Origin of the sequence: Sphingobacterium sp. HMA12, from assembly GCF_002933815.1 — a bacterium.
GTDB lineage: Bacteria > Bacteroidota > Bacteroidia > Sphingobacteriales > Sphingobacteriaceae > Sphingobacterium.
The window spans coordinates 2,180,466-2,207,223 of record NZ_BEYR01000001.1 but is presented as its reverse complement, the minus strand read 5'-3'; the positions used below and the strand labels follow the sequence as shown (position 1 = coordinate 2,207,223).

The window sequence follows — 26,758 nt, the reverse complement described above, 5'->3', positions numbered from 1 at the left end:
AAGTTTGTCGTTTATAATATTAATTGATGCTGTCTTTTGATAATGGTTGCGGTGTGATTTTTTGTCCATCTTGCAATAGATCTATCCCTTTATAGACAATACGGTCTCCGGCACTGATTCCTTTACTTACGAGATAGTTTGAACCACTTTTTCCAATGACAGTGATGGGCTGCTGTACAACTTTATTTTCCTTTCCGACAGTATACACAAAGATCTTGTCTTGCATTTCAAGTGTAGCGAGTTGTGGCACCAATAAAGCCTGATCGTATTTCTTCTGTAGCCGGACACGACCAGTATTTCCATTACGTAAAACTCCTTCAGGATTACTGAATGTCGCGCGTAACGTAATCGCACCTGTGTTTTTGTCAAACTGACCATCGACCATATCTATTTTTCCTTTTTGATCGTAGATGGTCTGATCGGAAAGTACCAAACTGATCGGAGGGAGGTTGTTTAATTTTTGTTGAAGACTGTTACCTTCCGTATTATTTTTAAAAGCAATAAAATCATTTTCTCCCAATGAGAAATAAACGTGGAGATCCCTAACATTTGACAGCGCTGTCAGGGGCTGTGTATCTGTTGGGCCCACTAAACTTCCTTGTTTTCTTTGTAGCCTTCCGATATATCCTTCGGCAGAAGCGCGGATCAGTGTATAACCTACATTGATTTTAGCAGTCTCCACTGCAGATACTGCCAATTGAACATTCGCTTTAGCTGCATTGCGCGCACTGATTGCTGTCTTTAATTGAAAGTCAGTCAATACTTTGGTATTGACCAATTTTGTTTTTTTCTCAACTTCCAGTTCAGCGTTTTCCAAAGCAGCTTTTGCAGCTAATAAATTGGCTTTGGCCTGATTCAATTGCTCTTGGTATGGTCGGTCATTAATTTTAAAAAGCGCCTGTCCTTTGCTGACTTTCGCACCCTCATCGACAAAAATCTGTTCCAAAATCCCCTCAACCTGAGGTCTGATCTCGATATTTGCCGAAGCTTCTATTGTTGCCGGATATTCCTGATAAACTGTCTCGTTGCCATTTTCAATGGCAACAACAGGTACGCTAACAGGAGGAGGATCGATAGGTTTGCTATTTCCTGTTGAACAGCTGTATAAAAAGATTGCACTAAGCACATATGCTGTCTTTACGATATTAATTCGTTTAACACTGTTAAGTGCTGGAATGTAAATCTTCTTAAGACTTGGTGATACATTTGTTTTCATGTGATATTAAAAATTGAAGTTTTGGTGTATTTAACGGTGTTAGATTTTTTAACGTTGTATTTTTTTGTATAAAAAAATTTAGTCAGTAAGCGAGCGAGTAATACCGTAGATTGCATCTTTTAGAACCTCTTGGTTGGTATTTTCACCATTCCCCTGATTAACCAAATTGATTGAAATCAATCCGTGTATAATTGACCAGTATGTGAAATATTTCCGACAGATTAAATCTTCTGAGGGACTTTTATCCTTCATGATCTCACGAATCACATCACTGATCAATCTACCATGAGATTCCGCACACTTATAAGTCTTTTCAAACCCACAGCAAGCTGTTCCAACGCCAAACATGAGCTGGTACAATTCACGCTCCTCGAATGCAAAGTCCCAATAACTGAACCACATCGCTTCCAATTGTTTCTCCAGGTCGGTTTGAGTTGATTTTGCTTGTCTGACTTTTTTGGCAAGTAAGAGATAACCTTGGTTGGCGAGTTCATTTAAAATTGCATCTTTATTCGCGAAATACTCGTAAATCATAGGGGCGGTATATTCAATAATATCTGCGATTTTACGCATGCTCAACGCTTGCCATCCCTCATCTTTCACGATTTGAAGAGCGGCGTCGAGAATATTGGCTCTATTCTCATCTTTGAGACGTTGTATGCGTTCTTTACTACCCATGCCTTAATGCATAAATGATTTAACAGTGTTAAGCAAAATTCTAATTTTTTATTTTATTTAATGACATCTTAAAGTCATTAAATAAAAATGCCTTTCAAATGCACTTAAATAGCTCCTTAGTTGAGATTATTGCGAGGTATTAGGAGCTGTTTTATTCGGCTTCTTTCTTTATCTGACAATGGAAACGCTTTTTCTAGTATGGGCAGGATGTCTGCGTTTTTCTCTGTTTGTAGTAGGAGATCTAGGAAACCTAAATAGGTACGGATCAGGTCGGTTTTGACTCCGTAGAAGATGCGCGGATCTATGATGTAGATTTCCTGCAGCAATGCAAGCAATATTTCTTTTCTTTTTTTGTCGTTGTCCGTTTGCCCGTAAGCGGGCAGAAAACCTTTCTTTTCCAATTCACTGAGTTTGACAGCAACAGCGTTTTCACGAATGTATTTTTTCTGCTTGCGGTCTAGAAAATCGCGCAATTCAGCAAGCAAATTACGGTAGACAACTTGTTTCTCTTTGCCAGTGAAGAGATTTACGTCTGAAGAGACGCTGATATCTTCTTGTTCAAAAACGTCAAAAAAATCGGATGTCACATAAACCGAGTGATGGAATTCTATTGCATTATTGTTAAAGCTACTGAGGACTTTTGCAATTTCTCTTTTTTCGCTGTTGCGCAAATAATAGTAATATCGATCTCCAATCTGTTGGTTCCAACGAATGTAATTGACCTGAAACGTGTAGGAGGGACCATCTTCAGTACTATATAAAGTCCATGACAGTAGATCCGTTTCTTGAATCAGATGATCATATATCAACTGCGCTCCATTAATTCGTATTACATAACCTAAATCGCGGTTAAGGTATAGAAACCAGCCAAATTCCTGCGCCATGAAATCTATAAATTCTTTCGATTCCAAATAAGATGAATTTAGCCCGAAAACGCCCTCTAATCTCACTTGAGTACCTGTCTTTTGATTTTCTACAAGAGTACTTTCGCTAACGTCATATTGTTCTTTGCTGTCCCGATCAATCTGTATGCGGTATGTTTTTAAATCTTCTTCTTTTACAATTGTATTCCAAATCGCTCTTGTCGCAAACAACGAAAAAGAAAATCTGCCTTTTCCTTTCTTTCCTCGTGTATAGGAACTTCGCTTGATGCTATTTTTCTTTACTGAATCGAGAAAATTACCAAATGAATAGGATAGTGTATCGAAAACGATACCCTCTCCATTATCGCTGATGCCAATACTGTTTATATAACCAAGTTCGTTGCTCTCAATTACAATATCAACTTCAGTAGCTTTTGCGTCAAAGCCGTTCCATATATATTCAGCAATGACCAATTTTGGATCTTTAGGTAAACCAGCGGATTCTATACTCAGGTTGGTTATCTGTGTGTTTTTTTTCATAATGACAGCAATCAAGCAATGTAAATTTAAGTTGTAAGAATTTGTTTACCAATTATATGTTGTTTAATTTGTACTGCTCACGTTATTTTCTTTAACCTTTTATCTTCGGATTTTTTTTATCGCGTAACTTAATAGCCAGGCGATCCCAAAATAGATGATAAGGTTCAGAAGAAGATATATGCCGTTGAAATATGTTCTGTCCGGTGGTTCTGGGTAACGCCTTCCGCCTAAATAAGTATAAAAGGGAAAGGGAAAACCAAGGGCATCATTGCCATCCGAAGGACTTTCGCATTTCGAAAATAGTAGGGTAATGGTGACTGTTACTATCAAGAAGATGATCCAGGTTGTTCTCGGAAATTTTGGAAACATAAGCATTGATTACTTTATTGGTACAAGTAAAAATACGATATCTGATGAATATTTAATGGATGTACTTTCAACAGGTTTAGATCCATCTTTTCAAAATTACAATCGGTTGAGGCAATTTTTTCGTTTTATTCTATGTATAAAGAGCCAATTAGTATTGTGAAATCGGTAGTTTTGATTAAGAAATGCCAGCGGTATGCTATTAAAATTAGATTATGCTTGTAAAAACATTGAAAAGTCTTTTTTATAGGGATCTGAATAGATTGAAAACAGAAATTGCATCTTATAGACAAGAAGCGAATATCTGGATTGTTGATCATGGTATTGCGAATTCAGCGGGAAATTTATGTTTACATTTAATTGGCAATTTACAAACGTATATTGGAGCAGAGATCGGAAAAACAGGCTATATCAGAGATAGGGAGGCTGAGTTTACGCTGCGGGATATTCCAAGATCAGTACTTTTAGATGGTATAGACAATACCATCAGCGTCGTTGATCTGGCTTTGGATAAGCTTAATCAGGATGACCTTGCCACAATATACCCCATATTAGTGTTTGAGGAGAAGACAACAACGGAATATTTGTTGGTGCATTTAACGACACATTTAACCTACCATTTGGGGCAGATCAATTATCATCGTCGTTTATTGGATGTGTAATTTTGATGCGGTTATTGGTATGATGATCACTCTTCTTTCATGAATAAATTAATTAAAAAAATATTGGTTTAAACTAAAAAAGGAGCAGAAAGTTTTTGATTCCATACTTTAAAATGTGAACTTTAACCATGTTTTTCCTGACGACCGACTTAAGAAATATGAGAAGAATCCTAACATTGATTACGTGCTGTTGTGCTTTGAGCTCATATGCTCAGCAAGTTGATAGCATAACAACTGTCATCGCCCCTGAGTATGACCGAGTGGGGCTGGTTCATCGGTTCTGGTTGGGCGACAGCTATCGTAAATTATATAATACGCCCGTAAAAATGCGTAGAATGGATCTTAAAATGGAAAAAGGGGGGCTCCGTATAGTCAAACTGGGTGGGGGGATGCAAACCCAATCGCTTCGGATGGCCGATTCCTCAGGGAGGGAATGGGTATTAAGGTCCATTCAGAAATATCCAGAACGGAGTCTTCCTGAAAGCCTTCGAAAGACATTTGCAAAAGATATTGTTCAGGATCAGATTTCAATACATCATCCATTTGGTGCATTAACTGTTCCTCCGTTTAATACGGCTTTGGGTATTCCACATTCATCTCCCGAACTTGTTTTCGTTGGAGATGATCCGGGATTCGGTGAATATCGGGAGGTATTTAAAAATAGGCCTTATATGTTTGAGCCCCGTACCCCCTTTGAAGACGAAAAAACTGACAATAGTGCAAAAGTCATTCGGAAAGTGCTAGAAGATAATGATACGCAAATTGATCAAAAACTAACTTTACGTTCAAGATTACTTGATTTTGCATTGGGAGATTGGGATCGTCATGAGGATAATTGGCGTTGGGATCCCGAAAAAGAAAAAGGTAAGAAGATTTATACACCTGTACCGCGAGATCGGGATAAGGTGTATTATAAAACATCAGGCTTATTTCCTACGTTACTTTCCTACCAATGGTTAAAAGCCCATTTGCAGGCCTATAGTCCCCATATACGTAATGTGCCCCATTGGAATTTCAATGCCCGCCATTTTGATCACTTTTTTCTCACCCACCTGACAGAGGATGAATGGATAGATGAAATAAAATTTGTTCAGAAGACGCTTACGGATTCGCTGATCCATCGGGCTATGTTGGCCATGCCGGATACCATCGTAAAATTAAGTGCGAAGGAACTGGAAACAAATATTCGGTCAAGAAGGGATGAACTTATGCAGAGTGGACTAACGTATTATCGATTTCTTGCTCGTGTCGTCGATTTGCCTTTATCTGCCAAATCTGAGTTTGTTGATGTTGACTACAACAAAGATGGTTCTGTGACCATTGATATACACAACAAGAAAAAAGATGGATCCGAAGGGCGAAGACTCTTGAAACGTACTTTTTTGCCCGGACAGACGGAAGAAGTCCGAATCTATGGTATCGCCGGATCAGATGAATTTAAACTACATGGATCTGGCCGATCTCCTGTCAAAGTTCGTTTGATAGGTGGAAAAGGCGATGACATGTACCGTGCCTCTGATAAATTTAGTAATGGTCGTAAAGTATACATTTATGACTCAAAAAATCAACCGGGTTCTGGTATTCAGGTTGATAAAAATGTGCGGTTAAAATTAAGCGCAGATACTGCTATTCACCAATTTGAGTACGATAATTTTGTATACGACCGTAAAGGAGTCGTAGTCAATCTAGATTATGGTGTTGATCGTGGTCTGATTTTAGGATTGGGATATCTGATCGAAAATCAGGGGTTTAGGAAGAAGCCTTATGCATATCGGCACCAATTTATGGCCAGTTATTTGACAGGGCGCGAATCATTTATGTTTGATTATAAAGGTCACTTTAAAAAATTAATTGCGGATCAGGATCTTTCTATTCATCTTTCATCACTTGGCCCCAGAAATCTGAGTAATTTTTTTGGTTATGGAAACAATACCTTGTTTGAAAAATCAGATTCAAGAAGTATTTCTTACTATCGAAATAGATTTGATATCGTCAGTAGTGATATTTTTCTGGAAAAATATCTAAATCCTAAACTAAAATTATTTTATGGTTCATCTTCTGAATATTACAACAGTAAAGAAGCTAATAATATAGGAAAATACTTTGAGGAATTTAAGGCTGAATTTCCTGTTGAACCTATCTATGGAAGTAATTTTTTTACGGGCTTTACAGGGGGGATGGATTACGATTCACGTGATAATGCCGCAAATCCAAAATCAGGTGTACATATCTATACCAGATTGGGCTGGAATGCCGAAATCGGCGGCGAAACCCGGAAATATACAAAGCTACAGCACGTGATGAGCTTTTATAAAACTGTCGCTAACGACTACATCACATTTGCGAATAGAACAGGGGTAGATGCTGTTTGGGGAGATCCTTATTTTTATCAACACGCACAGGTTGGTGGTGAGATGAGCTTGCGTGGATATAATTCAAGACGATTTACAGGAAAAACAGCTGTATTCAATAATTTTGACATGCGCTTGAAGCTGTTCAGTTATTCATCTTATCTTGTTCCGGGAACTGTTGGTGCAATCGGGTTTTACGATGTTGGGCGAGTTTGGATGACAGCGGAAAGTTCAAATACATGGCACATGGGCTATGGCGGAGGAATTTATTTTATGCCCGGGGAGCTTCTTACGATTCAGGGGGTACTGGGCTTTAGCAAAGAAGCGACTTTGCCCTATATCCGGATCGGTCTTTCTTTTTAAAGTTAAGGGTATATGTTTACCTAGCAAGTGAGTCGCGAAAAACTCAGTCACGTTGTATATAAATTAAAAATGGTACAGGGATGTCCATGAGCCTGCGAAATGTTTAACTATGGAATCGGATTTAAAAAAAGCATTAAATAAAAATCTTGTTGGCAAAGGGCTCCGGAATACGAGCGTAGACTTGTCGGTTTTAAAACACTATAAGCAATATGCCAAAACTTATGCCGAGATCCATAATGGCATTGTTGTACTAAGTGATTTAACGGCGAATTGGAGCTTTACTTTCATGGGAGCGATAGCTGAGCGCCTGCACCTGTCTTCGCCTGATAGAAAATTGGAGATCAATAGTATTTGGGAAGACTTTTTCTTAGCGCGCGTACATCCTGAGGATCTGGCCGTCAAACACAGACTTGAACTGCAGTTTCTTGATATGGTGAAGAACATAGAGTCCAAAGAACGTTTTCAATACCAGGCAAATAGTGTGCTCCGTGTGGAAGGGAAAGATGGGCAGAATATGTTGATGTCACATCAGATCGTCTATTTGGATACTTCCGGTAAAGAGTTTCCCCAGTTGGCATTGTGCTGTTATACCTTATTGCCCGATGGGGAAGACCGACATGGGAACAAGAACTATATCTTTAATCAGATAAACGGAGAGGTCTATTTATTCAATAATCAAGATGTAAAGGATGTCATGAGCCGACGTGAGAAGGAGGTTTTGAATTGCGTAAGAGGGGGGATGATCAGTAAGGACATTGCTGAGAAGCTAGGTCTGAGTATCAATACCATTAACCGGCATCGGCAAAACATTTTACAAAAACTACGGGTGCGCAATTTGCACGAAGCGATCAGCATATACGATAAAATGTATAGCCAAAAAGATACTTCGCCATAATAACAAGTCTGTCAAAAGGAACTCCTCTGACAGACTCGGCCATATTGATCAATTGGAACTATTCTCTTTTAACCATTTTGTTCGACGCTGGTCGGGAAGATGCTTGATACTAAAGTGTTCGAAATTAGCCCGAAAGCCATCACCATCCGGTGATGCACCCATCACCCCAACCAATACGGGATGGTTGTCTTGTAGCCATGCATTTCTCATCATCGTATATTGCTTGTCATCAAAGGAATAAAAGAACTCTACGGCATCAAGTCTCCGGATAGCCTTTATCCATATAAAAGGGATTTCTTTATCTACCGGTATAATGCTCCAGTCGCTGGTCCGATGCGTGACAACAGTACTTAGGTTATACTTTCCGTCGACAAATTCTATTCCTGCTTTGATATAATTTTCATGATCTATCCTTAACATAAGGCCTGCTTGATCAAAACGAGTTTTATAGTTAGCCGAAACCTGACCTTCACTTCAAATTCACCACCGCGCTCTGTGTAGAAGAAAGGTGCATCATCCACCGTAAATCCATAATGGGATATTCGCCAGTAGTCACTTTTGGGCGTAACAAACATGGACAACGCATTGTTACTGATTGTCCACTCCATAGGTTCGTTAAACCAGGTCATCTTGTCCAATTTCTGTGCAGTCACCTGCATCGTAAAGAAAGGAAGCAATGAGGCCGCAAAAAATGTTTTTATGTTTTTCATGATATTCTTTTTAGCAAAGGGTATATTCTTTTATCTGACGACAAAGATATCGTTGGTATACTGTATTTTTCAATACTGATATATAACCATGATTTGGAACAAGATCTTTAAATGTAATTTATTTGCAATTTAATTGCATTTAATGATATTGCTACACAGTTGCAATAGTAAAAAAACTTACCTTCGTTTATCGTTATCGCAATTATAAGATGATTGCTAACCGAATGCAATAAATACAATATATTAAAATTAAAAATCTAAAGACATGGAGTTTTGGGAACGTAATTTTGTGGAAAAAGGAGAGATGTGGGGCGGATTTCCGGCTCATTCAGCTCAAATAGCAAAAGATTTCTTTCTGACGAAGAATATAAAAGAAATCCTAATTCCGGGATTTGGTTATGGCCGGAATGGTCATATATTTCTAGAAAATGGAATCGATATTACGGGAATAGAGTTGTCCAATACAGCAATTGAACTCGCACGAAAACGTTTCGGGCCTCAAACGATTATTTATCATGGGTCGGTCGTTGATATGCCTTTTGATACCAAAAAATATGACGGAATATTTTGCCATGGGTTAATCCACCTGCTGGCAGCGGACGAGCGGACCAAATTTATACATGACTGTTATGAACAATTATCCGACCATGGTTATATGATCTTTACGACAGTATCAAAACAGGCAAGTATCTATGGACAGGGAACGGCTATAGGTACAGACCGTTTTGAAATGTTTGGAGGAGTTAATATGTTCTTTTATGACTTGGAATCTATTCAAACAGCATTTGAAAAATATGGATTAATCGAAGTCAGGGAAGTGGAGGAGAATTATCCCTTTTACTTTATTACTTGTAAAAAGTAACACGAACGAAAACAAGCATTGATGAAATTACCCTGATTTATTCAGATGACTGTATGGCTAAGGAAACGAAAATCAAATTTATAAAGATGGAAAACGATAAACATTTTGACGCAATCATTATTGGAGGAAGTTATGCCGGGCTCTCAGCAGCCATGGCTTTGGGGCGTTCATTACGTCAGGTATTGATTATAGATAGCGGTTTGCCTTGTAATAGGCAAACACCACATTCGCATAATTTCATTACGCATGACGGCGAAAAACCATCGGTAATAGCACAAAAAGCTAAGGATCAGGTCTTAAATTATCCAACAGTACGTTTTCAGCAAGTGCTCGCTGTGAGCGGAAAGAAAACCAAAGATGGCTTTGAAATAAGCACAGCAGATGGCGAAGCTTTTAGCGCAAAAAAAATAATTTTTGCAACTGGAGTAGAGGATGTCATGCCCAATATTCAAGGTTTTTCAGCTTGTTGGGGTATTTCAGTTATCCATTGTCCGTACTGTCATGGATATGAATTCAGCGGCAAGAAAACTGCAATTATGGCTAATGGAGAAAGAGCTTTACATTTGGCTTCTCTGGTCAATAATCTCTCGACAGATCTGACAATATTAACCTCGGGGAAAGCTAATTTTGAGGAGGAACAGTTAGCGAAATTGGAAAAGCATGGCATAGCTGTTATTGAAGAAGAGGTTATCAAAATACAACATAAGAATGGCTGGCTGGAAAAAGTGGTTTTCGAGGATAATAGCACAAGTACATTTGCTGCATTGTATGCAGCACTTCCTTTTAAGCAGCATTCAGGTATTCCCGTCGAATTAGGCTGTGACCTGACAGAGCAGGGGCATATTGTCGTTGACAATTTTCAAAAAACTTCGGTTAAGGGGGTTTTTGCTTGTGGCGATAATGCCAGTATGATGCGGTCCGTTTCCAATGCCGTTGCCGCAGGTAATCTTGCCGGAGCGATGGTCAATAAAGAATTGGTCGAAGACAGCTTCTAATCAGGTCGGGCAGATAGCAGCTACAGCCAATGTATTTCAGTTTTAATCAGGAAGCAAATTGAGATGGCAGCTTCCTGATTAAAAACGCTTTTGACAGCTTATGTTATCTAGTTAAAGTCGGCCTATTATTTTACCTGTTGGATCCCTGCAGTTCTAGTTGCAGTCTCTCTGCCCCAAAGTGCAATAGATTCCAATAGTGGAATCAGTGTCTTTCCAAATTCTGTAAGTTCATAATCTACCTTTAAGGGGGCTTTATCGGTATGTACGGTGCGCTTAACCAAACCGTCAGCTTCTAATTCCTTCAGCTGTAGGCTCAACGTACGCTCTGTAATTAATGCACATTCTTTTCTCAGTTCATTATAACGTTTTTTTTCAATTAAATGGATAAGAATGACTGCCTTCCATTTTCCGCCTATATACTTCATTGTCAGGCTTGTACTGCATGGGTATTGTTTATTGTCTATCAAATACATCTGTTACTATCAAATTTGACCGTTATTGCAAATATATAACACTATATTTAAGTTTGCAACTATAAAAAATATAGTTAATTTAAAATTGTATGTTATGGCATTTTTAGAAACAGCAAAAGAACGTTATACAACAAAGAAGTATAATTCGACGGAAAGAATTTCAGCGGACAAGATCGCTGAACTAAAAGAAATACTTCGGTTGAGCCCGTCTTCCATCAATAGTCAGCCATGGAAGTTTTTCTTTATTTCAGATGGGGAGACTAAAACGAAACTGGCTGATGCATCTTATTGGAATTCGGAAAAAATTAATGAGGCCAGTCACCTAGTTGTGTTTAGTGCACTTAATGATGTGCAACGATTTGAAGAGCAGATCAACGGAACACTACCTGAAGGTTCCATAAATTATTACCATCGTTTTTTGAAATCACAGGGAGAGCAGCATGTGCAATCCTGGATGAAGCAGCAAGTATATCTTTCTTTGGGATTTTTTCTCGCAGCATGTGCAACAAATCATATTGATGCGACTCCAATGGAAGGTATTGAAAATGAACGCTATGATCATATTTTAGGGCTAGAACAATATCATACTTTATTTGCTGTTGCTATTGGCTATCGCAATGCGGAGGACTCCAATCAGCCTAGCATAACAGCCAAATCACGTTTAAACTTGGCGGATATTATTCAGGCGATATAACTTGTTTTATCGGGATAGGAATGCCTAAAAAGTACAGTAGCCCCAAAGGTTGAACGGATTAATGGAAAGAGATTTTTTACTGAAGAGCCTGGTAGAATACCGGGCTCTTTTTGTCTAACCTAATTCTATGTTGTAGTACTAGAGCATCTGAAGGTTTAAGGTAAACTAATCCTTTTGCCTTGCTCAGGGAAAATATAATTTACTTTTAGGGGATTATTGTTTAAGAGCTCATTTTTTATAATTTCAGGATTATTTCGTGTTGGTTTTCGGTGGGTGACCACAATATTTAACCCTTTGAGATCATCTCGTTCCGTTTTTTCTTTCAGCTTGTTTAATTCCTCGAGTAACAGATTTGGTGTTAGGTGACCAAATAGCAAATTTTCGGGTTGATTATTCGGAAAAGATACCTCGATCAATATGGTATTCAATTGTCCTTTTTTGATCAAGGGAGCGATATTTTTCCAAAGCTGGTCAAGCTGGTCAGCTTTTTCAACACGGTCAGCACCAGTATCGCCGAGATACAGCAGATAATGGTCGGCATGGCGAACAAGTACGGCACTGCTTTTATAAGGATTTACATGGCTTAATTCATATGCAGTCAGGAAGAATGGAGTGTTTTGGGCTGAAAGTTCTATTCCTTCCTGTAATTCACGGTAGTGATACTTTCCAAGAATGGGTTTTTGGCCCTGATCAGCAAAATTAATCCAGGTATCGTTGATAAAATAATGATTTTGTAAAATTTGAAGGACGGGAGCTATGGCAAAAATATCCTTTTTGCTGTCAGCCGGGGAATTGATAATCAAACCAGATAAATGATCTAAATGACCATGGGAGATAAAATATCCTTTGATTTGATTGTGTAGAATCGCTTCTTCTGTTCCGTAAAGGCTTTTTAACTGAATCGCTTTTCGGATACCTGTATTTATTGTACCGGCATCAAGGCAAAGAAATGTACTGTCTTTTGGAGTTCCAATCAGATAAGCCGATAGATTGTCTTCTTGTTCACCACCATATATACCCAATGGAATCAGATCGAAATGCTGTGCTTGGGAGGAAGTATATATAAAGAATGCAAATAAAGAAACTATTATTTTTTTCATGCTAATTAAAGTAAAACCCATCCTTAAACAGGATGGGTCAAATTTACGTTATTTTTTACTTATTGATTGAAGCGATAACGGACACCAAGTTGAATTCTCCATCGCGATGTCTCATCGACACTATTGGAGAATGTATTGGTCAAAGGAATTTGGTTCGTCGCATCCAAATAAGGGAAAGAGAAGGTTGGTTGCCCTTGAGCATTAAGCCCTTTGTAATTCAAGATCCCATTTGCTTTATTGGCAAATTGCGCCACCCCCCAACTTTTATTGATCATATTTCCAAAATTGAAAACGTCGAATGTAATTTGCAATTGATGTTTCTTTCCGCCAGCATTTAAAAATACATCCTGAGCAATACGGATATCTAAAGTTCCGATCATCTTTCCAACAAGTGCATTACGTTTTGCATATTGGCCCCGGTGTGAATTGAGGTAGTTGTCCTGGTTGATGTATCCATTCAATTGCGACCAAAGCTGATCAGGTGTACGTAGATCCTTTTCACTGTCGCCTACTAATGCAATTTCCTCCTTACTAGTTGGAATATAAATCAAATCGTTACCAGATAGGCCATCATTGTTTAGATCACCACCGTAGGTGTAAGAATACCGCGGACCGTCCTGCAATTGATAGAACAATGAAAATGTTGTTCCCAAATGGTCAAAGTACTCTTTACGATAAGAGAAATTGGCAATAAATCTGTTTTTTACTAAGTAAGTTGAATAGGAGAGGTCTGCATTGTTCGGGTTTCCAGAAACATATCGATCCCGCCACATCGATTGGGCGATTGAACCGCCGTCATTAACAGATCTCGAATCGGTATAGGTATAGCCGATATTGGCAAAAAATCCGCCTTTAAATTCTTTGGATAATGTTCCAGTCAAGGTATAGCTATATCCTTTTGAAGTATTGGACATTATGATCGCATCCGAAATATTTGGATTTTCAGGCGTAGGCTTCGCAGCACCATATATTCGTGGCGTAGTATAACGCATGCGGTTATCTGCACCGTTTAAAGCGGTACCATCTATCGTATTTAGATTGACATTCCGGAAATAAACAGAATTAATATCTTTAGAATACATTGCCTCAAATGTACCTATGACTCCTCCCGGCAGTTTTTGGTCTACCGCAAGATTTGTCCGCCATAGCTGCATAAATTTGAAATTATTAGCTGTTACGGCGAGGTTATAACTTGAATTATTGGCTGCTGTTTGATGGTTCACATTGCGGTAGGCATCCACATCCGGTGTGAAAGGACGATTGGTTGGCTTGTCTATTGTTTCAGATCCAAACATAACGCCATTGTTGCCCGCCTGGTTGGAGATCCACACCAATGGTGGACGACCAGTAAAAATTCCTGAACCACCGCGCACTTGAGTCTGATTGGTTCCATTGACATTCCAGTTAAATCCAATTCGTGGCGACCATAGGATTGTACCTTTAGGGTATTTTGAAACATCAATTTTTTCTCCCTGATCAAAGATCAATTTGCTGACATTATCGTTCTTCAGGTTACTAGGAGATGATATGTCAGTGAAATCAGCCCTTAACCCGGCCGTCAGTTTAAAGTGATTGTTTACAGCAAAAGCATCCTGGGCATATAAACCAAACATGTTGGCTGAAATCTGAGCATAAGGGAAAGATCCATCAGCCAATACAGAATACTGTACTTGGTATTTGGTGGCATTTGAGACATGGCTTTCAGCAGAATTATAAAAATCATCAAGACTGGCAAAAGTATAAGCACCATAATAGTTTGGCGCAAAACCATTTGTTGTTTTGTAATTTTCAAAATTAGCCCCTAAAGTGATTTCATGTTTTCCAGCGTAAATATTAAAGTTATTGGTAGCCTGAAAAACTTTTGTTTTTAAACTATTAAATGCTGTAAAGGGTTCATAACCAAAAGCAGTCATACTACTGCCGTCAGGATTCATAATGTCAACCAAAGGAAAAGGTTGCCCACCTTTGGATTCTCTATAATCATCCATCACATTATATCCGACGGTCAAGGAGTTGGAATATTTGCTGTTGATGCGTGTTCGCAACTCCAGATTTACATTATCCATATTGTTGTTGATCCCGTAGCCTGCTGAACTGAACGGTAAACTTATATTTGAGGGTTGCCTATTATTTTTTGGGGCACCGCTATTTGAGGGTAGAATATCGCGGTAGGAACGAAAGTAAAAATACTTAGCACTCAGTGTATTTTTAGCATCGATGTTATAATCTAATTTAACTGAAAATTTATCACTTCGTGTATCTAATGGATAATCTTGATAAGAACCGGGATTATATCCGATGGATTTGAGGTATTTAGCTAGATCATCCAGTTTTTCGGCTGAGACAGTTGAGACGTTGGGCCCGGTGTTGCCTCCGCGTGAAGCGATAAAATTTGTGCCCGGATCCACCCTTCGCTCAATTTCTCCGCTGGCAAAAAAGAATAGCTTATTTTTTATAATCGGACCGCCGACTGTAAAGCCATATCCTTTGAGGTTGAAATTATTGACGGGAGCTTTCAGTCCAGCTGAATTGTATTTATTAACCAAGGCTTGATTTCTGAAATAGTAATTTAATGACCCCTGTATCTCGTTTGTGCCACTTCGCGTGACAGCATTGATTGCAGCTCCTGTGAAACCGTTCTGTCTTACATCATAGGGTGCAATATTGACGGAGATCTCCTCAAAGGCATCCATGTTGATCGGCTGAGAGTTTGTCTGGCTTCCGATCGTTCCCTGTAATCCAAAAGCATTGTTAAATAAGGCACCATCAATTGTGAAGTTGTTTGCCAAGTTACTTCTCCCTGCAAATGATGGATTACCATATTGCATCGAAAATTGAGGAGTCAACTTGACAAAATCCGTAAAACTACGGTTTAGCGTAGGCAGATTCTGTATTGCCGTGCGTGAGATATTCTGTGAAGCCCCTGTTCGTCCTGAATTGAAGACTTTTCCCTGCCGTGTACCCACGACAACAACTTCTTCCAAAAGCCGATCATTGGAGATCATCTGAATATCAAGTGTTGAACTTTGTCCCAATGCCAGTTTTTCTATTTGCTTAACATTGGGTGTATGACCTAAATAAGTTATGGTGATTTGATAAGGGCCACCGATACGCATATTGGGAAGGTTATAGCGACCATCGATTCGCGATGAAGTCGTGTATTTTGTCCCAGATGGTAAATGGATAGCTTCGATTGTTGCACCATTGATAGGCGTGTTCCCTTCTCTGACCGTTCCATTGAGAGCAGAGGTAGTTTCATTTTGCGCGTAGGTAATCGATGTACCAATTGTGCTTAGCAAAATGCTGGTAATCAAATGTTTTCTCATTTGTCGAGTAGCTGTTTAAATGACTAGGTGATTTTTAAACCGCGGTAAAGGTAGTGGTGGATTGTTGATTTTAGGTTAAGTAAATATTATTTAAATGCACTGACCAATGCGAATAGGAAATTTTTCCGTCCCGATAGAGGTTAAGGACTGCCTTTAAAATAGTTGTAATGGTATCAAGTGGTAGATCCTCATTGGGATTGACATGTAATATTTTCATTCGGGAACGTGTTCCGGTTTCAAGCTGGGGAGAGTCCAAAGCTTTTCCTTCCACCATCAAGAGGTAAGGATAAGTTTTTATTTTATTCTTCGCGTTTTTTTTGAGTTTCGTATATTCAGACCTATTTAAGCAGAAGAAGAGATTAAATCGCACATTTGCCAACCCGAACATATAGCTTATGGATATAGACTTTAGAAATATTGCATATTTGGAAACTGGAAATATTAAACAGAGGAATATCTATAGACTAATTCACAAGTACAATATACTCCAGAGGCTTCACGCATATAGCCCTATAGTCGTTGGCACGATACCGATCAATATAGATATTGAAACGAGTGATGTGGATATAATATTATATACCCAAAATTTTGATCAATTGGAGATGAAACTGCGGCATGATTTTTCACAGTTTGAGAACTTTCTGCTGGAGAGAATAGCTAAAAATGTCGTCGTATGTAGTTTTTCCATTGGAGTGCACCTTTTTGAACTATATGCTACGGATAAAGAAACAGAAGAGCAAAACGGCTATTTACACATGATCAAAGAGTATGAAATTCTCCAGGCCAAAGGCGAAGATTTTGTTGCTAAAGTACGGATGTTAAAAACAAAAGGAGTAAAGACAGAGCCCGCATTTTGCCAGTTATTGCAGCTTGAGGGGGATCCCTATGTAGAGCTTTTAAAATACCAGATAAGAAATACATAGTATCGAAAAGAATTAGTCATCGTTTAAAATTAGTCATGAATCCATTAATTCAGCAACTTAAAAGATACGGGCATCTTAACGAAGAAGTCGAAAAGGATATCGAACAAAGGGTCAATTATTTTTCGAAATGTAAGGGTGAACATTTTTTAAAAAAAGGTCAGCATATATCCAGCTATTTTATGCTCAGTAAAGGCCTCATTCGTGCTTATTTCTTCAAAAATGGCCGGGAGCTCAATAGTTGGTTTGGCGAAGAGAATCAAATCTTCGGATCCATATTGCCTGTGTATACGGACAAACCTTCTTTTGAGAATATTCAGTTTCTTGAAGATTCGGAGGTTTATGCGATCGCTGTGGATGATCTGAATGATCTATATCGAAAATATCCAGAATTAAATCTGATTGGAAGAAAAATTGCGGAAGAAGTCTGCATTGTCCTGGAGGAACGTATTCTTTCTTTGCATACCGAATCTGCCATAGAACGTTATCATTCACTCATCAAATTACAACCGAATTTGCTAAATCGAGTCAATCTCGGTCATATTGCATCCTATTTGGGAATCACCCAGGAAACTCTGAGTCGCATACGGCGTTAAACAACGATTTTGATATACATCAAAAAATGAAGTCAATCAAGTGATTACTTTTGTGGTAGATCATTTAAATAATTGGAAATGAATTGGATTGCATTACTCGTTGCCGGTATTTTTGAAATTGGCTGGCCTTTGGGATTGAAGATGGCGCAACAGCCAGAAGGGAATAAATTTGGCTGGATTATATTGGCTGTCGTCTCCATGACGATCAGTGGGGGATTATTGTTTTATGCGCAGAAGGCAATTCCGATTGGTACCGCCTATGCGGTGTGGACCGGATTAGGTGCCGTTGGTACCTTGTTAGTGGGAATATTCTTCTTTGGCGACTCGGCAAATGTCTTGAGGCTCTTGTCTGCGACGCTAATTGTGGCGGGGATTATCGGTTTAAAAATATTTTAATAGCCGTCAGCGGATTCTGATATCGCTTTGTTTTTAAAAAGATGCGATCAGAATTCTTTTTACTGATATGAAATATTAGACTTTATACCTTACCTGTTCTCATTAACATTAGATAAATCACCGTTTTTTTTTAAAAAAATCAATAATATGGCTCAAAACGTGTTGCTAAAGAGGATGTTGGGATGATTTTTGTTGCGTACGTAAATTATGAGGCAGGAATTGGCAGATAAGATAGCAATGTATAGTAAACGATACGGACTGTTTATGCATCCGGAGTACATCAGTTTCGCACGTGATACCACAAGGTTATTGCTTCGCAATGAATGCCTGCGTATAGGAGATATAAAAATTTATCAGGATTATGTCGCCTCCCATTATCCTGAAGATCTCCCTTGGGAAATGAAACAATATCAAGAAGCTGCCAAGGCACTAATAAAAATGGATAAAGTCGCTGCCATTGCCTGGGTCTCTACGCATCAGATTAATCTTTTCGAATCCGATATTTTTATTGATGATGAAGACGCAATTTTGCGTCCTATCCAATTCAAGAACGACGATATGCTGCGCTACAATTTTAATACTTTAGAAGAGCTGATTTATAATCATCAGATACCTGATGATTTATTTCGCAAAAACCAATCTTATTTTTGGATAGATGCGCGTATCGATTTGCGATAACTCCGCTGATTTGCAATAGTGACATGCTGTAGCAGCAATTTTTATTTAAACAACACGAAACTCGTTGATTCTATAACCAATGGCCAGAGGCGATAAAAAGAATGGTAGGTACAAAAAAAGTCCTTCGTTTATAAACGAAGGACTTTTGAAGCTATATATGCAGGTGCTATAACTGTTTTATTTTTATATTCCTAAAAGAGACTCCTCTTGACCAGTCCTGGAGGGCAAGCTTACCACTTGTATGTTTACCGAATTCTGGAAAATCTTTGAAAGTACTGTGTTTCACCAGATCCTTCCATTTTTGTGAATTGAAATCCATTTCTGCTGTAACCGTACCATTCAGATAGAATGTGATTTTACCATCTTTCTGTACAATGCTCGATTGGTTCCAATCGTCCTTTGCTTTGGTATTGACAAAATTTTGTTGCGGTAAAAACATGTACAGACAACCTGCGCGCTTCAACGGTTTGTCAAAGTCGGGATGCGAGTCAGCAAGTAATTGATATTCTGGTCCTGAATGATAAGTTGCATTGATGTCAGGCCGCTCCTGTACATTGATAAAAATACCGCTATTACCTTCCTTTTCAAGCTTCCATTCAAATTTGAACTCGTAATTCTTATAATCACTGTTGGAAACAAGATCATATTTTTGACTTTCGTTGTTCGGATCACAGTAGATTGTGCCGTTTCTTACCACCCAAGCAGTCGGTGCTTTTTTTTCATTGTTGTACGTATGCCAATTGTTCAATGTTGTGCCATCGAATAGAAGCTGCCAGCCCTCTTTTTGTTCTTTCTCAGTTAAGGTGTTTGGAGCACTCGTCTCATTTTTACACGAATAGAATAGGCAGCCGATAAAGACAGCTATAATAATTTTTTTGAATAGGTTTAAGTTTATCATTGTTTAAAGTTTGTCGTATATGAAGTGTTTTTAGGAATTTGATCTACTAAAATAATTTTTAATGTTTACTTTCTTTTATAAATGCAGATACTTATGCAAATTTGTTACATGAAGTGCCGATGTGGTTTCTATTTTTCGGAAGAAATAATCAACATCATAGGCCTTCTCAACTCATCTTTCATTGTTGGAAAATTTTCTAGCATTTCTGTACTGGGTTCCGGCTCGACACAAGCGTTTATTTTAAATCCGCTAGTCCTGTTTGGCCAGTGCTGTAAAAATTGGGTGACAGTGCCATCCATATCCGCAGCCCAAATCGAGAACAGCCTTGTCTCTGAGATCTGTTAGAAGTTTCTGAAATTCACGCCATTCTCCAGATCCTTCTAGACCCCTATGTGAGCGATACATTTTGCCATATTCTTCAAAGAATTTGGGGTCGCCGTATTTATTTTCCTGCATTTATTTATATACGCTTACTAGTTAACCTTTATGGTCCAATTTACATATTATTACTGTCTTTTTTTTTAAAATTTTAATGGCTAATTCTATTAATCAATTCTCATTTTGATAAAATAAGCCTATCATTTTGATAAGGTCTCATCAGTTTATTTTTAGTCTTTTATTTTCAATATGCTGTTCTTTAGTTATTTATGGTTTGTTTAGAAACTATGGAATACTGTTTGGCCTACAGGAGCAAAGTATATAAAAATGGAAATGATCAGAAAATTAAAAGAATCGTCAAAGAGCCCGCCCATATTGAAGCAGATTTATGGATCGGGGATGATATAATATCCCTAAGAGCGATAAGAAATAGTTTACGAATCTTTACTAATAATCCCCACAATAATGATAACACTCGTACTGATAATAACCGGACTGCTTGGCTTTTGGTTGTTTTTTAAAATGGTGGATTTCTTCGAAAAAATTTAAGAAAACACAAAATGGAACAACGCTTAAGTTAACCTTAGTCATGAAAGATTTAAGAGAAAATAAGGAGCATTCATCTCCAAATAAATGGTCTATGGACCGCATCGCGAAGGTTGTGATGATCATCTTGATACTTACTATGATCTATCAACTGTATCTCGGTTAAATTTTGAAAAAAGTAACATGCAAAAATTAAATCAATACCGGGTAGGTATGTACCTGATACTCCACTATAGGGAGATTCGTTCGGAAATTAACCTTCTGATTCGTAAACATAATTTTGCCGGAGCATTACAGGCAGTGGTCAACCACCTTCGCGTATTGAGCGCTGATCGTAATATCGATACATTGTGTCGGCATATCCACTTTCTGGGAACTTTATATAACCGGGGTAACCATTACGTCAAATACATGATGGAGAATTTATTTGTACGATCCTTGGCGGGACTAAAACGGATCTACTCGGCAGAAGAATGGACAAGGATCGAAGACCGTCTCCCGCTGTCTTTTCTTGAAATTCAAAAAAGACAGCAACAGGCAATATATTAATAATAAGACAAATGACAGCTTTATTTATAGTGGCACTATTGGTTTTTGGATACATCTGTTACGTACTCCTCAGGCCCGAAAAATTTTAACGGTACTAAAAAATACCGTAGACGAATTCAGTTTTATCCAAAGTTTCTTCGCAGGGCGATAGATTTCTGCAGGAAGAAGATTTCGAATTAGGTAGACAGTAAAATCTTTCAAACAACAATCACACAACTACAATGAATACAGAAATTTTTGGAATCGTTGCAATGTTTATCATCACATTGCTGCTGGGACTTCCACTTGGCAGGTATATCGCCAAAGTATATGCGGGCGAGAAAACGGGGCTTGATCTTGTTTTTCAACCCATGGAACGTTTATTTTATAAAATTAGCGGCATAGATCCAACCGTGCAGATGACCTGGAAGCAGCATTTGGTCGCTCTTTTAACGATAAATTTGGTTTGGTTCCTGCTGAGCATGGCCGTATTGATGAATATGGGCCATTTACCTTTAAACCCCGATGGCAATCCAAGTATGTCGGCTGATCTTGCTTTCAATACATCAATATCTTTTCTGGTCAACTGTAATCTACAACACTATTCTGGCGAGACCGGTGTGAGTTACTTCGGGCAGATCTGGCTGATGTTTCTTCAATTTGTTACGGCAGGGATTGGAATGGCGGCAGCGGTAGTCATTTTTAAAGCATTTAGAGATAAAACCACAACGCAGCTCGGCAACTTTTATGAGTTTTTCCTCAAGTCATGCACACGGATACTACTTCCAATTTGTCTGCTCATTGCAGCAATATTTGTCTTTCAGGGAATGCCGATGACGATGGAGGGGAAAGATACCATGATCAATATGCAAGGAGATACTGTGCAGGTGAGTAGGGGACCAGTCGCCGCATTTGTTCCTATTAAGCATCTTGGCACAAACGGCGGTGGATTTTTTGGCGCAAATAGCGCACATCCATTGGAAAATCCCAATTACCTGACAAACATGGTGGAGATGGTTGCTCAGTTTCTAATTCCTATGGCAATGATTTTTGCGTTTGGTTTCTTTATCCGCAAGCGCAAGTTTGCATGGATGATGTTTGCTGTAATGACCATAGGTTTCCTGATTCTGACAATTCCAAATATCAGGATGGAGGTAGCCGGAAATCCAGCGCTAGCACATATGGGAATTGACACTTCTCTTGGCGCCATGGAAGGTAAGGAAGTTCGCATTGGAGCTGCTGCGTCTGGTTTCTGGAGTATTGTAACGACCATGATTTCAACAGGGTCAGTGAATTCTATGCACGATAGTTATATGCCATTGTCAGGTATGAACGAACTTATTGCGATGATGGTCAATGCATTTTATGGTGGGGTTGGAGCGGGAATACTCAACTTCTTCATTTTCATTATATTGGCCGTATTTATTAGCGGATTAATGGTGGGCCGTACCCCGGAATTTATGGGTAAAAAGGTGGAAGCCCGTGAGATGAAAATTGCGATGATTGTAGCACTGGCACACCCGTTTCTTATCCTTGTTGGTACAGCACTTGCCACCGCTTTTCCGGCACAGGGAGCATCTACATTAAACAATCCGGGATTCCACGGTTTTAGCGAGATATTATATGAATATACTTCTTCGGCCGCAAATAATGGAAGTGGCTTCGAAGGGTTGGGAGACAATACCCTATGGTGGAATATTTCTACAGGTGTCGTGCTGTTGCTCGGACGCTTTATTCCGATCATCGGTCCGGTGGCGATCGCAGGGCTTTTGGCCGAGAAGAAATTCATCCCGGAAGGTGAAGGTACACTGAAGACCGATACGAGTACATTCGGAATGATGGTCTTTGCGGTGATTGTCATCATAGCGGCACTATCTTTCTTCCCGGCATTGGCGTTAGGGCCGATCGCCGAATATTTTTCCATGCAATAATTAAAATAATAAAATTTTAGAAATGAGCAATCAACAAACATTGTTTCAGAAAGAACTTGTACAACAAGCGTTAAAGCAATCTTTTGTGAAACTAAATCCTAAGGTAATGTTCTGCAATCCAGTGATGTTCACGGTGGAAATTGGAACGCTGATTATGGCCGCAGTTTGTGTTTGGATAATGACCGGAGAAACTTCACAAGGCGGGCTCGGTTATAATTTCACTGTATTTGTCATTCTGTTCCTGACTTTGCTTTTTGGGAATTTTGCGGAAGCGATAGCCGAAGCTCGAGGAAAAGCACAGGCGGATAGTCTTCGTAAAACCCGTGAGGAGACGCCTGCTAAACTACAGGATGGTCGGGTAGTTTCTTCTGCACAGTTGAAGAAAAATGATGTTTTTGTGTGTCAAGCAGGAGACATCATACCACTTGATGGAGAAATTATAGAGGGGTTGGCGACGATAGATGAAAGTGCCATTACCGGTGAATCTGCCCCTGTCATCCGTGAGGCCGGAGGGGACAAAAGTTCCGTTACCGGAGGTACGAAAGTCTTATCCGACAAAATTGTCGTGCAGGTTACGACTGAACCGGGCGAAAGCTTTCTAGATAAAATGATCGCTTTGGTTGAAGGTGCCAGTCGCCAGAAAACGCCAAATGAAATTGCGTTGACGATACTATTAGCGGGGTTCACGCTGGTTTTTATTATTGTGACAGTGACCCTCAAGCCGTTTGCTGACTATGCCAATGTAGGTATCACGATCGCTTCCTTTATATCGCTTTTTGTCTGTTTGATACCAACGACTATTGGTGGTCTGCTGTCGGCTATCGGCATCGCCGGAATGGATAGAGCATTGCGTGCGAATGTCATCACAAAAAGCGGTAAGGCTGTCGAAACTGCAGGGGATATCGATGTATTGCTCCTTGACAAAACTGGAACGATTACGATAGGAAACCGGAAGGCGACTAATTTTTATCCAGCAAATACGGTTGAAATGGACAGTTTGGTACGTGCCGCTGTTTTAAGTTCTATGGCCGACGAAACACCTGAGGGAAAATCCATTGTCGAATTGGCAGCAGTAAAACCTACGAGTTATGGTGTTCAGGAACCTGTATTTATCAAGTTCACGGCCGAAACACGCAGCTCAGGAATAGACTTTGCCGGTACACGTATCCGCAAAGGTGCGACAGATGCAATACGTGATATCGTAACCAAAGCAGGATACTCATTTCCCGTCGAGACAGACGAACGGGTGAAAGCCATCTCGCAAAACGGTGGAACACCATTGGTCGTGGCCGAAAATGAACAGGTACTTGGCGTGATCGAGTTGCAGGATGTGATTAAACCTGGTATTCAGGAGCGCTTTGAAAGACTGCGTAAAATGGGAATTAAGACAGTGATGGTAACTGGTGATAACCCACTGACCGCAAAATATATTGCTGACAAAGCAGGTGTGGATGACTTCATTGCCGAAGCCAAACCTGAAGACAAAATGAATTATATCAAGAAGGAGCAGACCGATGGTCGATTAGTTGCCATGATGGGTGATGGTACCAATGATGCGCCGGCTCTTGCTCAGGCAGATGTTGGTGTAGCAATGAACAGTGGTACACAAGCCGCCAAAGAAGCGGGAAACATGGTAGACCTAGACAATGACCCTACGAAATTGATTGAGGTAGTGGAAATCGGCAAACAATTGTTGATGACCCGTGGTACACTGACAACTTTCAGTATTGCCAATGACGTGGCCAAATATTTTGCTATTATACCAGCACTGTTTATTACAGCAATTCCAGCACTGCAAGGGTTAAATATCATGCATTTAAACAGTCCTCAGAGCGCGATTCTTTCCGCAGTGATTTTCAATGCGATCATTATACCTTTATTGATCCCATTGGCATTGAAAGGTGTCGCTTATAAGCCTATTGGTGCAAGTGCGCTGTTGCGAAGAAACTTACTCGTATTTGGGGTGGGAGGCGTTATCGTACCTTTCATCGGAATTAAGGTGATCGATCTGCTGGTCGCATTATTTATCTAATATCTTTTAATAAAAATAAAATGAAAACACATATATATCCAGCTATCAAGATCACAGTGGTGCTCTTGGTACTTCTCGCTGTCATTTATCCAGCTGTTGTCTGGGCGATCGCACAACTGGCACCCAATCACGGAAAAGGAGCGGTTATAAGCTATCATAATCAAAAATATTATAAAAATATCGCTCAGTCTTTTACGGATGAAACGTATTTCTGGTCCCGGCCATCAGCCGTGGCATACAATGCTGCAGGATCGGGGGGAAGCAACAAAGGCCCTTCCAATCCTGAATATCTGGCAGCAGTAAAAGCACGTATTGATACATTTTTAAAAGATAATCCGGAGGTATCAAAAGCGCAGGTTCCTGTAGACCTTGTCACTGCAAGCGGTAGTGGACTGGATCCAGATATATCCGTAGCAGCAGCGAAAGTACAGGTTGCACGTATCGCAAAAGCAAGAGCCATGGATGCAAATAGTTTACAGTCCTTAGTGGATGCACATGTGCAAAAGCCACTTTGGGGTATGTTCGGGCCTGAAAAAATAAATGTGCTAGAATTGAATATTGCCTTGGATCAGATGACTGAAAAATAAATACCAAAGAAAAGCCTGATCAAGCGAAGATCATAAAAGACGATAAAATAATTAGATAGATGAAAAAATTAACCCTGTCGACCTGCCTCATGTTCGGGTCAACGATATCCATATTTGCGCAAGAAGATACAACAAAAAACAAAACAGTTTCATTCAGTGGGTATGTTGAGGCCTATTATATGCGTGATTTTAATAATCCCATTGCCAACACACGCCCTGCTTTTGTCTACAGCCACAACAGAAATAATGAAGTAAATATTAATATGGCATTGCTAAAAGCAACGTATGGTACTGAAAATACGCGTGCTAATGTCGCCCTGGCAACAGGCACCTACATGAATGCCAACTACGCTGCTGAGCCGGGCGTATTGAAGAACATCTACGAGGCCAATGCTGGTGTACGCATTTCAAAAAAACACAATTTATGGATCGATGCCGGTATTTTTTCCTCTCACTTGGGATTCGAAAGTGCCATCGGAAAAGATAACTGGACATTGACTCGGAGTCTTTTTGCCGATAACTCGCCATATTTTGAAACCGGCGCAAAAATATCATACACATCCGCATCGGGGAAATTATTTCTTAGCGGGCTTGTATTAAACGGTTGGCAACGTATACAGCGAGTCGATGGCAATAGTTTGCCAGCCTTTGGACATCAGCTTGTTTATAAGCCAACCGATAATTTAACCATCAACAGTGGGTCTTTTATAGGTAGTGATAAAGCTGATAGTGTCAGACAGATGCGCTATTTTCATAATTTATACGCCATTTATCAGCTCAATAGACAGTTTGGCTTTACAGTTGGCTTTGACATTGGGGCAGAGCAAACGGAAAAAGGAAGCAGCAGCTATAATGTATGGTATACTCCGGTGCTGATGGCCCGTTATATGGGTTCGGATAAATTTAGTCTTACCGCTAGGGGCGAATATTATCAGGATAAAAAAGGAGTCATTATTTCTACTGAACCGAAAAATGGTTTCCAGGCATTTGGCTATTCACTCAATGCGGATTATGCTATCCTCCCGAATGTACTCTGGCGGATGGAACTACGTAATCTGGCAAATAAGGAAGCAATTTTCCTCGACCGGAAAAATAATCTGGTAAAAAATAGCACAACTGCCGTGATGGCACTAGCTGTTAGTTTCTAATTAAAAACAAACCTTGCTGTTGGACG

General features: G+C 39.4%; 25 protein-coding genes and 2 pseudogenes. 17 read left to right on the top strand and 10 right to left on the bottom strand.

Translation table 11 applies throughout. The features are described 5' to 3' along the window. Positions 1–19 precede the first annotated feature (19 nt). The 3 genes from HMAT_RS09450 to HMAT_RS09440 form a co-directional block, all read right to left on the bottom strand. Entirely contained in the window at positions 20–1,216 is a 1,197-nt protein-coding gene (locus HMAT_RS09450; protein WP_104382467.1) for an efflux RND transporter periplasmic adaptor subunit, read from the bottom strand. 78 nt (positions 1,217–1,294) lie between these two features. Continuing rightward, on the bottom strand, positions 1,295–1,894 hold the full coding sequence (locus HMAT_RS09445; RefSeq protein WP_104382466.1) for a TetR/AcrR family transcriptional regulator: 600 nt from the start codon (positions 1,892–1,894) through the stop codon (positions 1,295–1,297). Between the two features lie 116 nt (positions 1,895–2,010). Next, positions 2,011–3,297, bottom strand: coding sequence for an ATP-binding protein (locus HMAT_RS09440; RefSeq protein ID WP_104382465.1), 1,287 nt, complete (start codon positions 3,295–3,297; stop codon positions 2,011–2,013). 581 nt (positions 3,298–3,878) lie between these two features. On the opposite strand from HMAT_RS09440, the gene HMAT_RS09430 reads away from it, so the two are divergent. From HMAT_RS09430 to HMAT_RS09420, 3 genes are all read left to right on the top strand, one after another. Then, entirely contained in the window at positions 3,879–4,325 is a 447-nt protein-coding gene (locus HMAT_RS09430) for a DUF1572 family protein (RefSeq protein WP_104382463.1), read from the top strand. Positions 4,326–4,483: 158 nt separating this feature from the next. After that, positions 4,484–7,039, top strand: coding sequence for a BamA/TamA family outer membrane protein (locus tag HMAT_RS09425; RefSeq protein WP_158655687.1), 2,556 nt, complete (start codon positions 4,484–4,486; stop codon positions 7,037–7,039). A 109-nt stretch (positions 7,040–7,148) separates the two neighbouring features. Next, positions 7,149–7,934: a response regulator transcription factor gene (locus HMAT_RS09420; RefSeq protein ID WP_104382461.1), complete on the top strand. Its 786-nt coding sequence runs from the start codon at positions 7,149–7,151 to the stop codon at positions 7,932–7,934. Between the two features lie 48 nt (positions 7,935–7,982). On the opposite strand, the pseudogene HMAT_RS09415 reads toward HMAT_RS09420, so the two are convergent. Then, positions 7,983–8,509 (bottom strand): annotated as a pseudogene (locus HMAT_RS09415) (DUF1349 domain-containing protein). A 400-nt stretch (positions 8,510–8,909) separates the two neighbouring features. On the opposite strand from HMAT_RS09415, the gene HMAT_RS09410 reads away from it, so the two are divergent. Both HMAT_RS09410 and HMAT_RS09405 read left to right on the top strand, forming a co-directional pair. Continuing rightward, positions 8,910–9,506, top strand: a complete 597-nt coding sequence (locus tag HMAT_RS09410; protein ID WP_104382460.1) for a bifunctional 2-polyprenyl-6-hydroxyphenol methylase/3-demethylubiquinol 3-O-methyltransferase UbiG — start codon at positions 8,910–8,912, stop codon at positions 9,504–9,506. 86 nt (positions 9,507–9,592) lie between these two features. Then, a complete protein-coding gene (locus tag HMAT_RS09405) occupies positions 9,593–10,501 on the top strand; it encodes an NAD(P)/FAD-dependent oxidoreductase (protein WP_104383368.1) in 909 nt (302 codons plus the stop codon). 125 nt (positions 10,502–10,626) lie between these two features. Here HMAT_RS09405 and HMAT_RS09400 read toward each other — a convergent pair whose 3' ends face one another. Beyond that, positions 10,627–10,926, bottom strand: a complete 300-nt coding sequence (locus tag HMAT_RS09400) for a helix-turn-helix domain-containing protein (protein WP_199768582.1) — start codon at positions 10,924–10,926, stop codon at positions 10,627–10,629. Between the two features lie 142 nt (positions 10,927–11,068). Between HMAT_RS09400 and HMAT_RS09395 the strand changes: the two genes are divergently transcribed. Beyond that, entirely contained in the window at positions 11,069–11,668 is a 600-nt protein-coding gene (locus tag HMAT_RS09395; protein ID WP_104382458.1) for a nitroreductase family protein, read from the top strand. 155 nt (positions 11,669–11,823) lie between these two features. Here HMAT_RS09395 and HMAT_RS09390 read toward each other — a convergent pair whose 3' ends face one another. The 3 genes from HMAT_RS09390 to HMAT_RS09380 form a co-directional block, all read right to left on the bottom strand. Next, the gene (locus HMAT_RS09390) at positions 11,824–12,768 is read right to left on the bottom strand and encodes an MBL fold metallo-hydrolase (RefSeq protein ID WP_104383367.1); all 945 of its coding nucleotides are present in this window, start codon (positions 12,766–12,768) and stop codon (positions 11,824–11,826) included. Between the two features lie 59 nt (positions 12,769–12,827). Then, complete coding sequence (locus HMAT_RS09385) at positions 12,828–16,094, bottom strand: carboxypeptidase regulatory-like domain-containing protein (protein WP_104382457.1); 3,267 nt, start codon at positions 16,092–16,094, stop codon at positions 12,828–12,830. A 70-nt stretch (positions 16,095–16,164) separates the two neighbouring features. Then, the gene (locus tag HMAT_RS09380; protein ID WP_104382456.1) at positions 16,165–16,482 is read right to left on the bottom strand and encodes a hypothetical protein; all 318 of its coding nucleotides are present in this window, start codon (positions 16,480–16,482) and stop codon (positions 16,165–16,167) included. A 7-nt stretch (positions 16,483–16,489) separates the two neighbouring features. Between HMAT_RS09380 and HMAT_RS09375 the strand changes: the two genes are divergently transcribed. The 4 genes from HMAT_RS09375 to HMAT_RS09360 all read left to right on the top strand — a co-directional run bounded on the left by HMAT_RS09375 (position 16,490) and on the right by HMAT_RS09360 (position 18,684). After that, positions 16,490–17,017 carry a DUF4269 domain-containing protein gene (locus tag HMAT_RS09375; RefSeq protein ID WP_104382455.1) on the top strand — a complete coding sequence of 176 codons (528 nt, stop codon included), beginning with the start codon at positions 16,490–16,492 and terminating at the stop codon, positions 17,015–17,017. 35 nt (positions 17,018–17,052) lie between these two features. Then, positions 17,053–17,610 (top strand): Crp/Fnr family transcriptional regulator, encoded by a 558-nt coding sequence (locus HMAT_RS09370; RefSeq protein WP_104382454.1) that lies wholly within the window; start codon positions 17,053–17,055, stop codon positions 17,608–17,610. 78 nt (positions 17,611–17,688) lie between these two features. After that, positions 17,689–18,006, top strand: a complete 318-nt coding sequence (locus tag HMAT_RS09365) for a multidrug efflux SMR transporter (protein ID WP_104382453.1) — start codon at positions 17,689–17,691, stop codon at positions 18,004–18,006. A 207-nt stretch (positions 18,007–18,213) separates the two neighbouring features. Continuing rightward, positions 18,214–18,684, top strand: a complete 471-nt coding sequence (locus HMAT_RS09360; RefSeq protein WP_104382452.1) for a hypothetical protein — start codon at positions 18,214–18,216, stop codon at positions 18,682–18,684. 166 nt (positions 18,685–18,850) lie between these two features. Here HMAT_RS09360 and HMAT_RS09355 read toward each other — a convergent pair whose 3' ends face one another. After that, entirely contained in the window at positions 18,851–19,582 is a 732-nt protein-coding gene (locus HMAT_RS09355; protein WP_104382451.1) for a DUF1080 domain-containing protein, read from the bottom strand. A gap of 128 nt (positions 19,583–19,710) precedes the next feature. Continuing rightward, a pseudogene (locus tag HMAT_RS27750) lies at positions 19,711–20,038 on the bottom strand (hypothetical protein). 511 nt (positions 20,039–20,549) lie between these two features. On the opposite strand from HMAT_RS27750, the gene HMAT_RS27570 reads away from it, so the two are divergent. From HMAT_RS27570 to HMAT_RS09320, 7 genes are all read left to right on the top strand, one after another. Next, positions 20,550–20,672 (top strand): hypothetical protein, encoded by a 123-nt coding sequence (locus HMAT_RS27570; RefSeq protein WP_262508752.1) that lies wholly within the window; start codon positions 20,550–20,552, stop codon positions 20,670–20,672. 17 nt (positions 20,673–20,689) lie between these two features. Beyond that, positions 20,690–21,055, top strand: coding sequence for a hypothetical protein (locus HMAT_RS09345; RefSeq protein WP_158655686.1), 366 nt, complete (start codon positions 20,690–20,692; stop codon positions 21,053–21,055). An 11-nt stretch (positions 21,056–21,066) separates the two neighbouring features. Beyond that, on the top strand, positions 21,067–21,144 hold the full coding sequence (locus HMAT_RS27745) for a potassium-transporting ATPase subunit F (RefSeq protein ID WP_104383366.1): 78 nt from the start codon (positions 21,067–21,069) through the stop codon (positions 21,142–21,144). Positions 21,145–21,276: 132 nt separating this feature from the next. Next, on the top strand, positions 21,277–22,965 hold the full coding sequence (gene kdpA, locus HMAT_RS09335) for a potassium-transporting ATPase subunit KdpA (protein ID WP_104382449.1): 1,689 nt from the start codon (positions 21,277–21,279) through the stop codon (positions 22,963–22,965). A gap of 22 nt (positions 22,966–22,987) precedes the next feature. After that, on the top strand, positions 22,988–24,997 hold the full coding sequence (kdpB, locus tag HMAT_RS09330; protein ID WP_104382448.1) for a potassium-transporting ATPase subunit KdpB: 2,010 nt from the start codon (positions 22,988–22,990) through the stop codon (positions 24,995–24,997). Positions 24,998–25,017: 20 nt separating this feature from the next. Then, positions 25,018–25,584, top strand: coding sequence for a K(+)-transporting ATPase subunit C (locus HMAT_RS09325; protein ID WP_104382447.1), 567 nt, complete (start codon positions 25,018–25,020; stop codon positions 25,582–25,584). A gap of 59 nt (positions 25,585–25,643) precedes the next feature. Further along, a complete protein-coding gene (locus HMAT_RS09320; RefSeq protein WP_104382446.1) occupies positions 25,644–26,732 on the top strand; it encodes a porin in 1,089 nt (362 codons plus the stop codon). Positions 26,733–26,758: the final 26 nt, after the last annotated feature.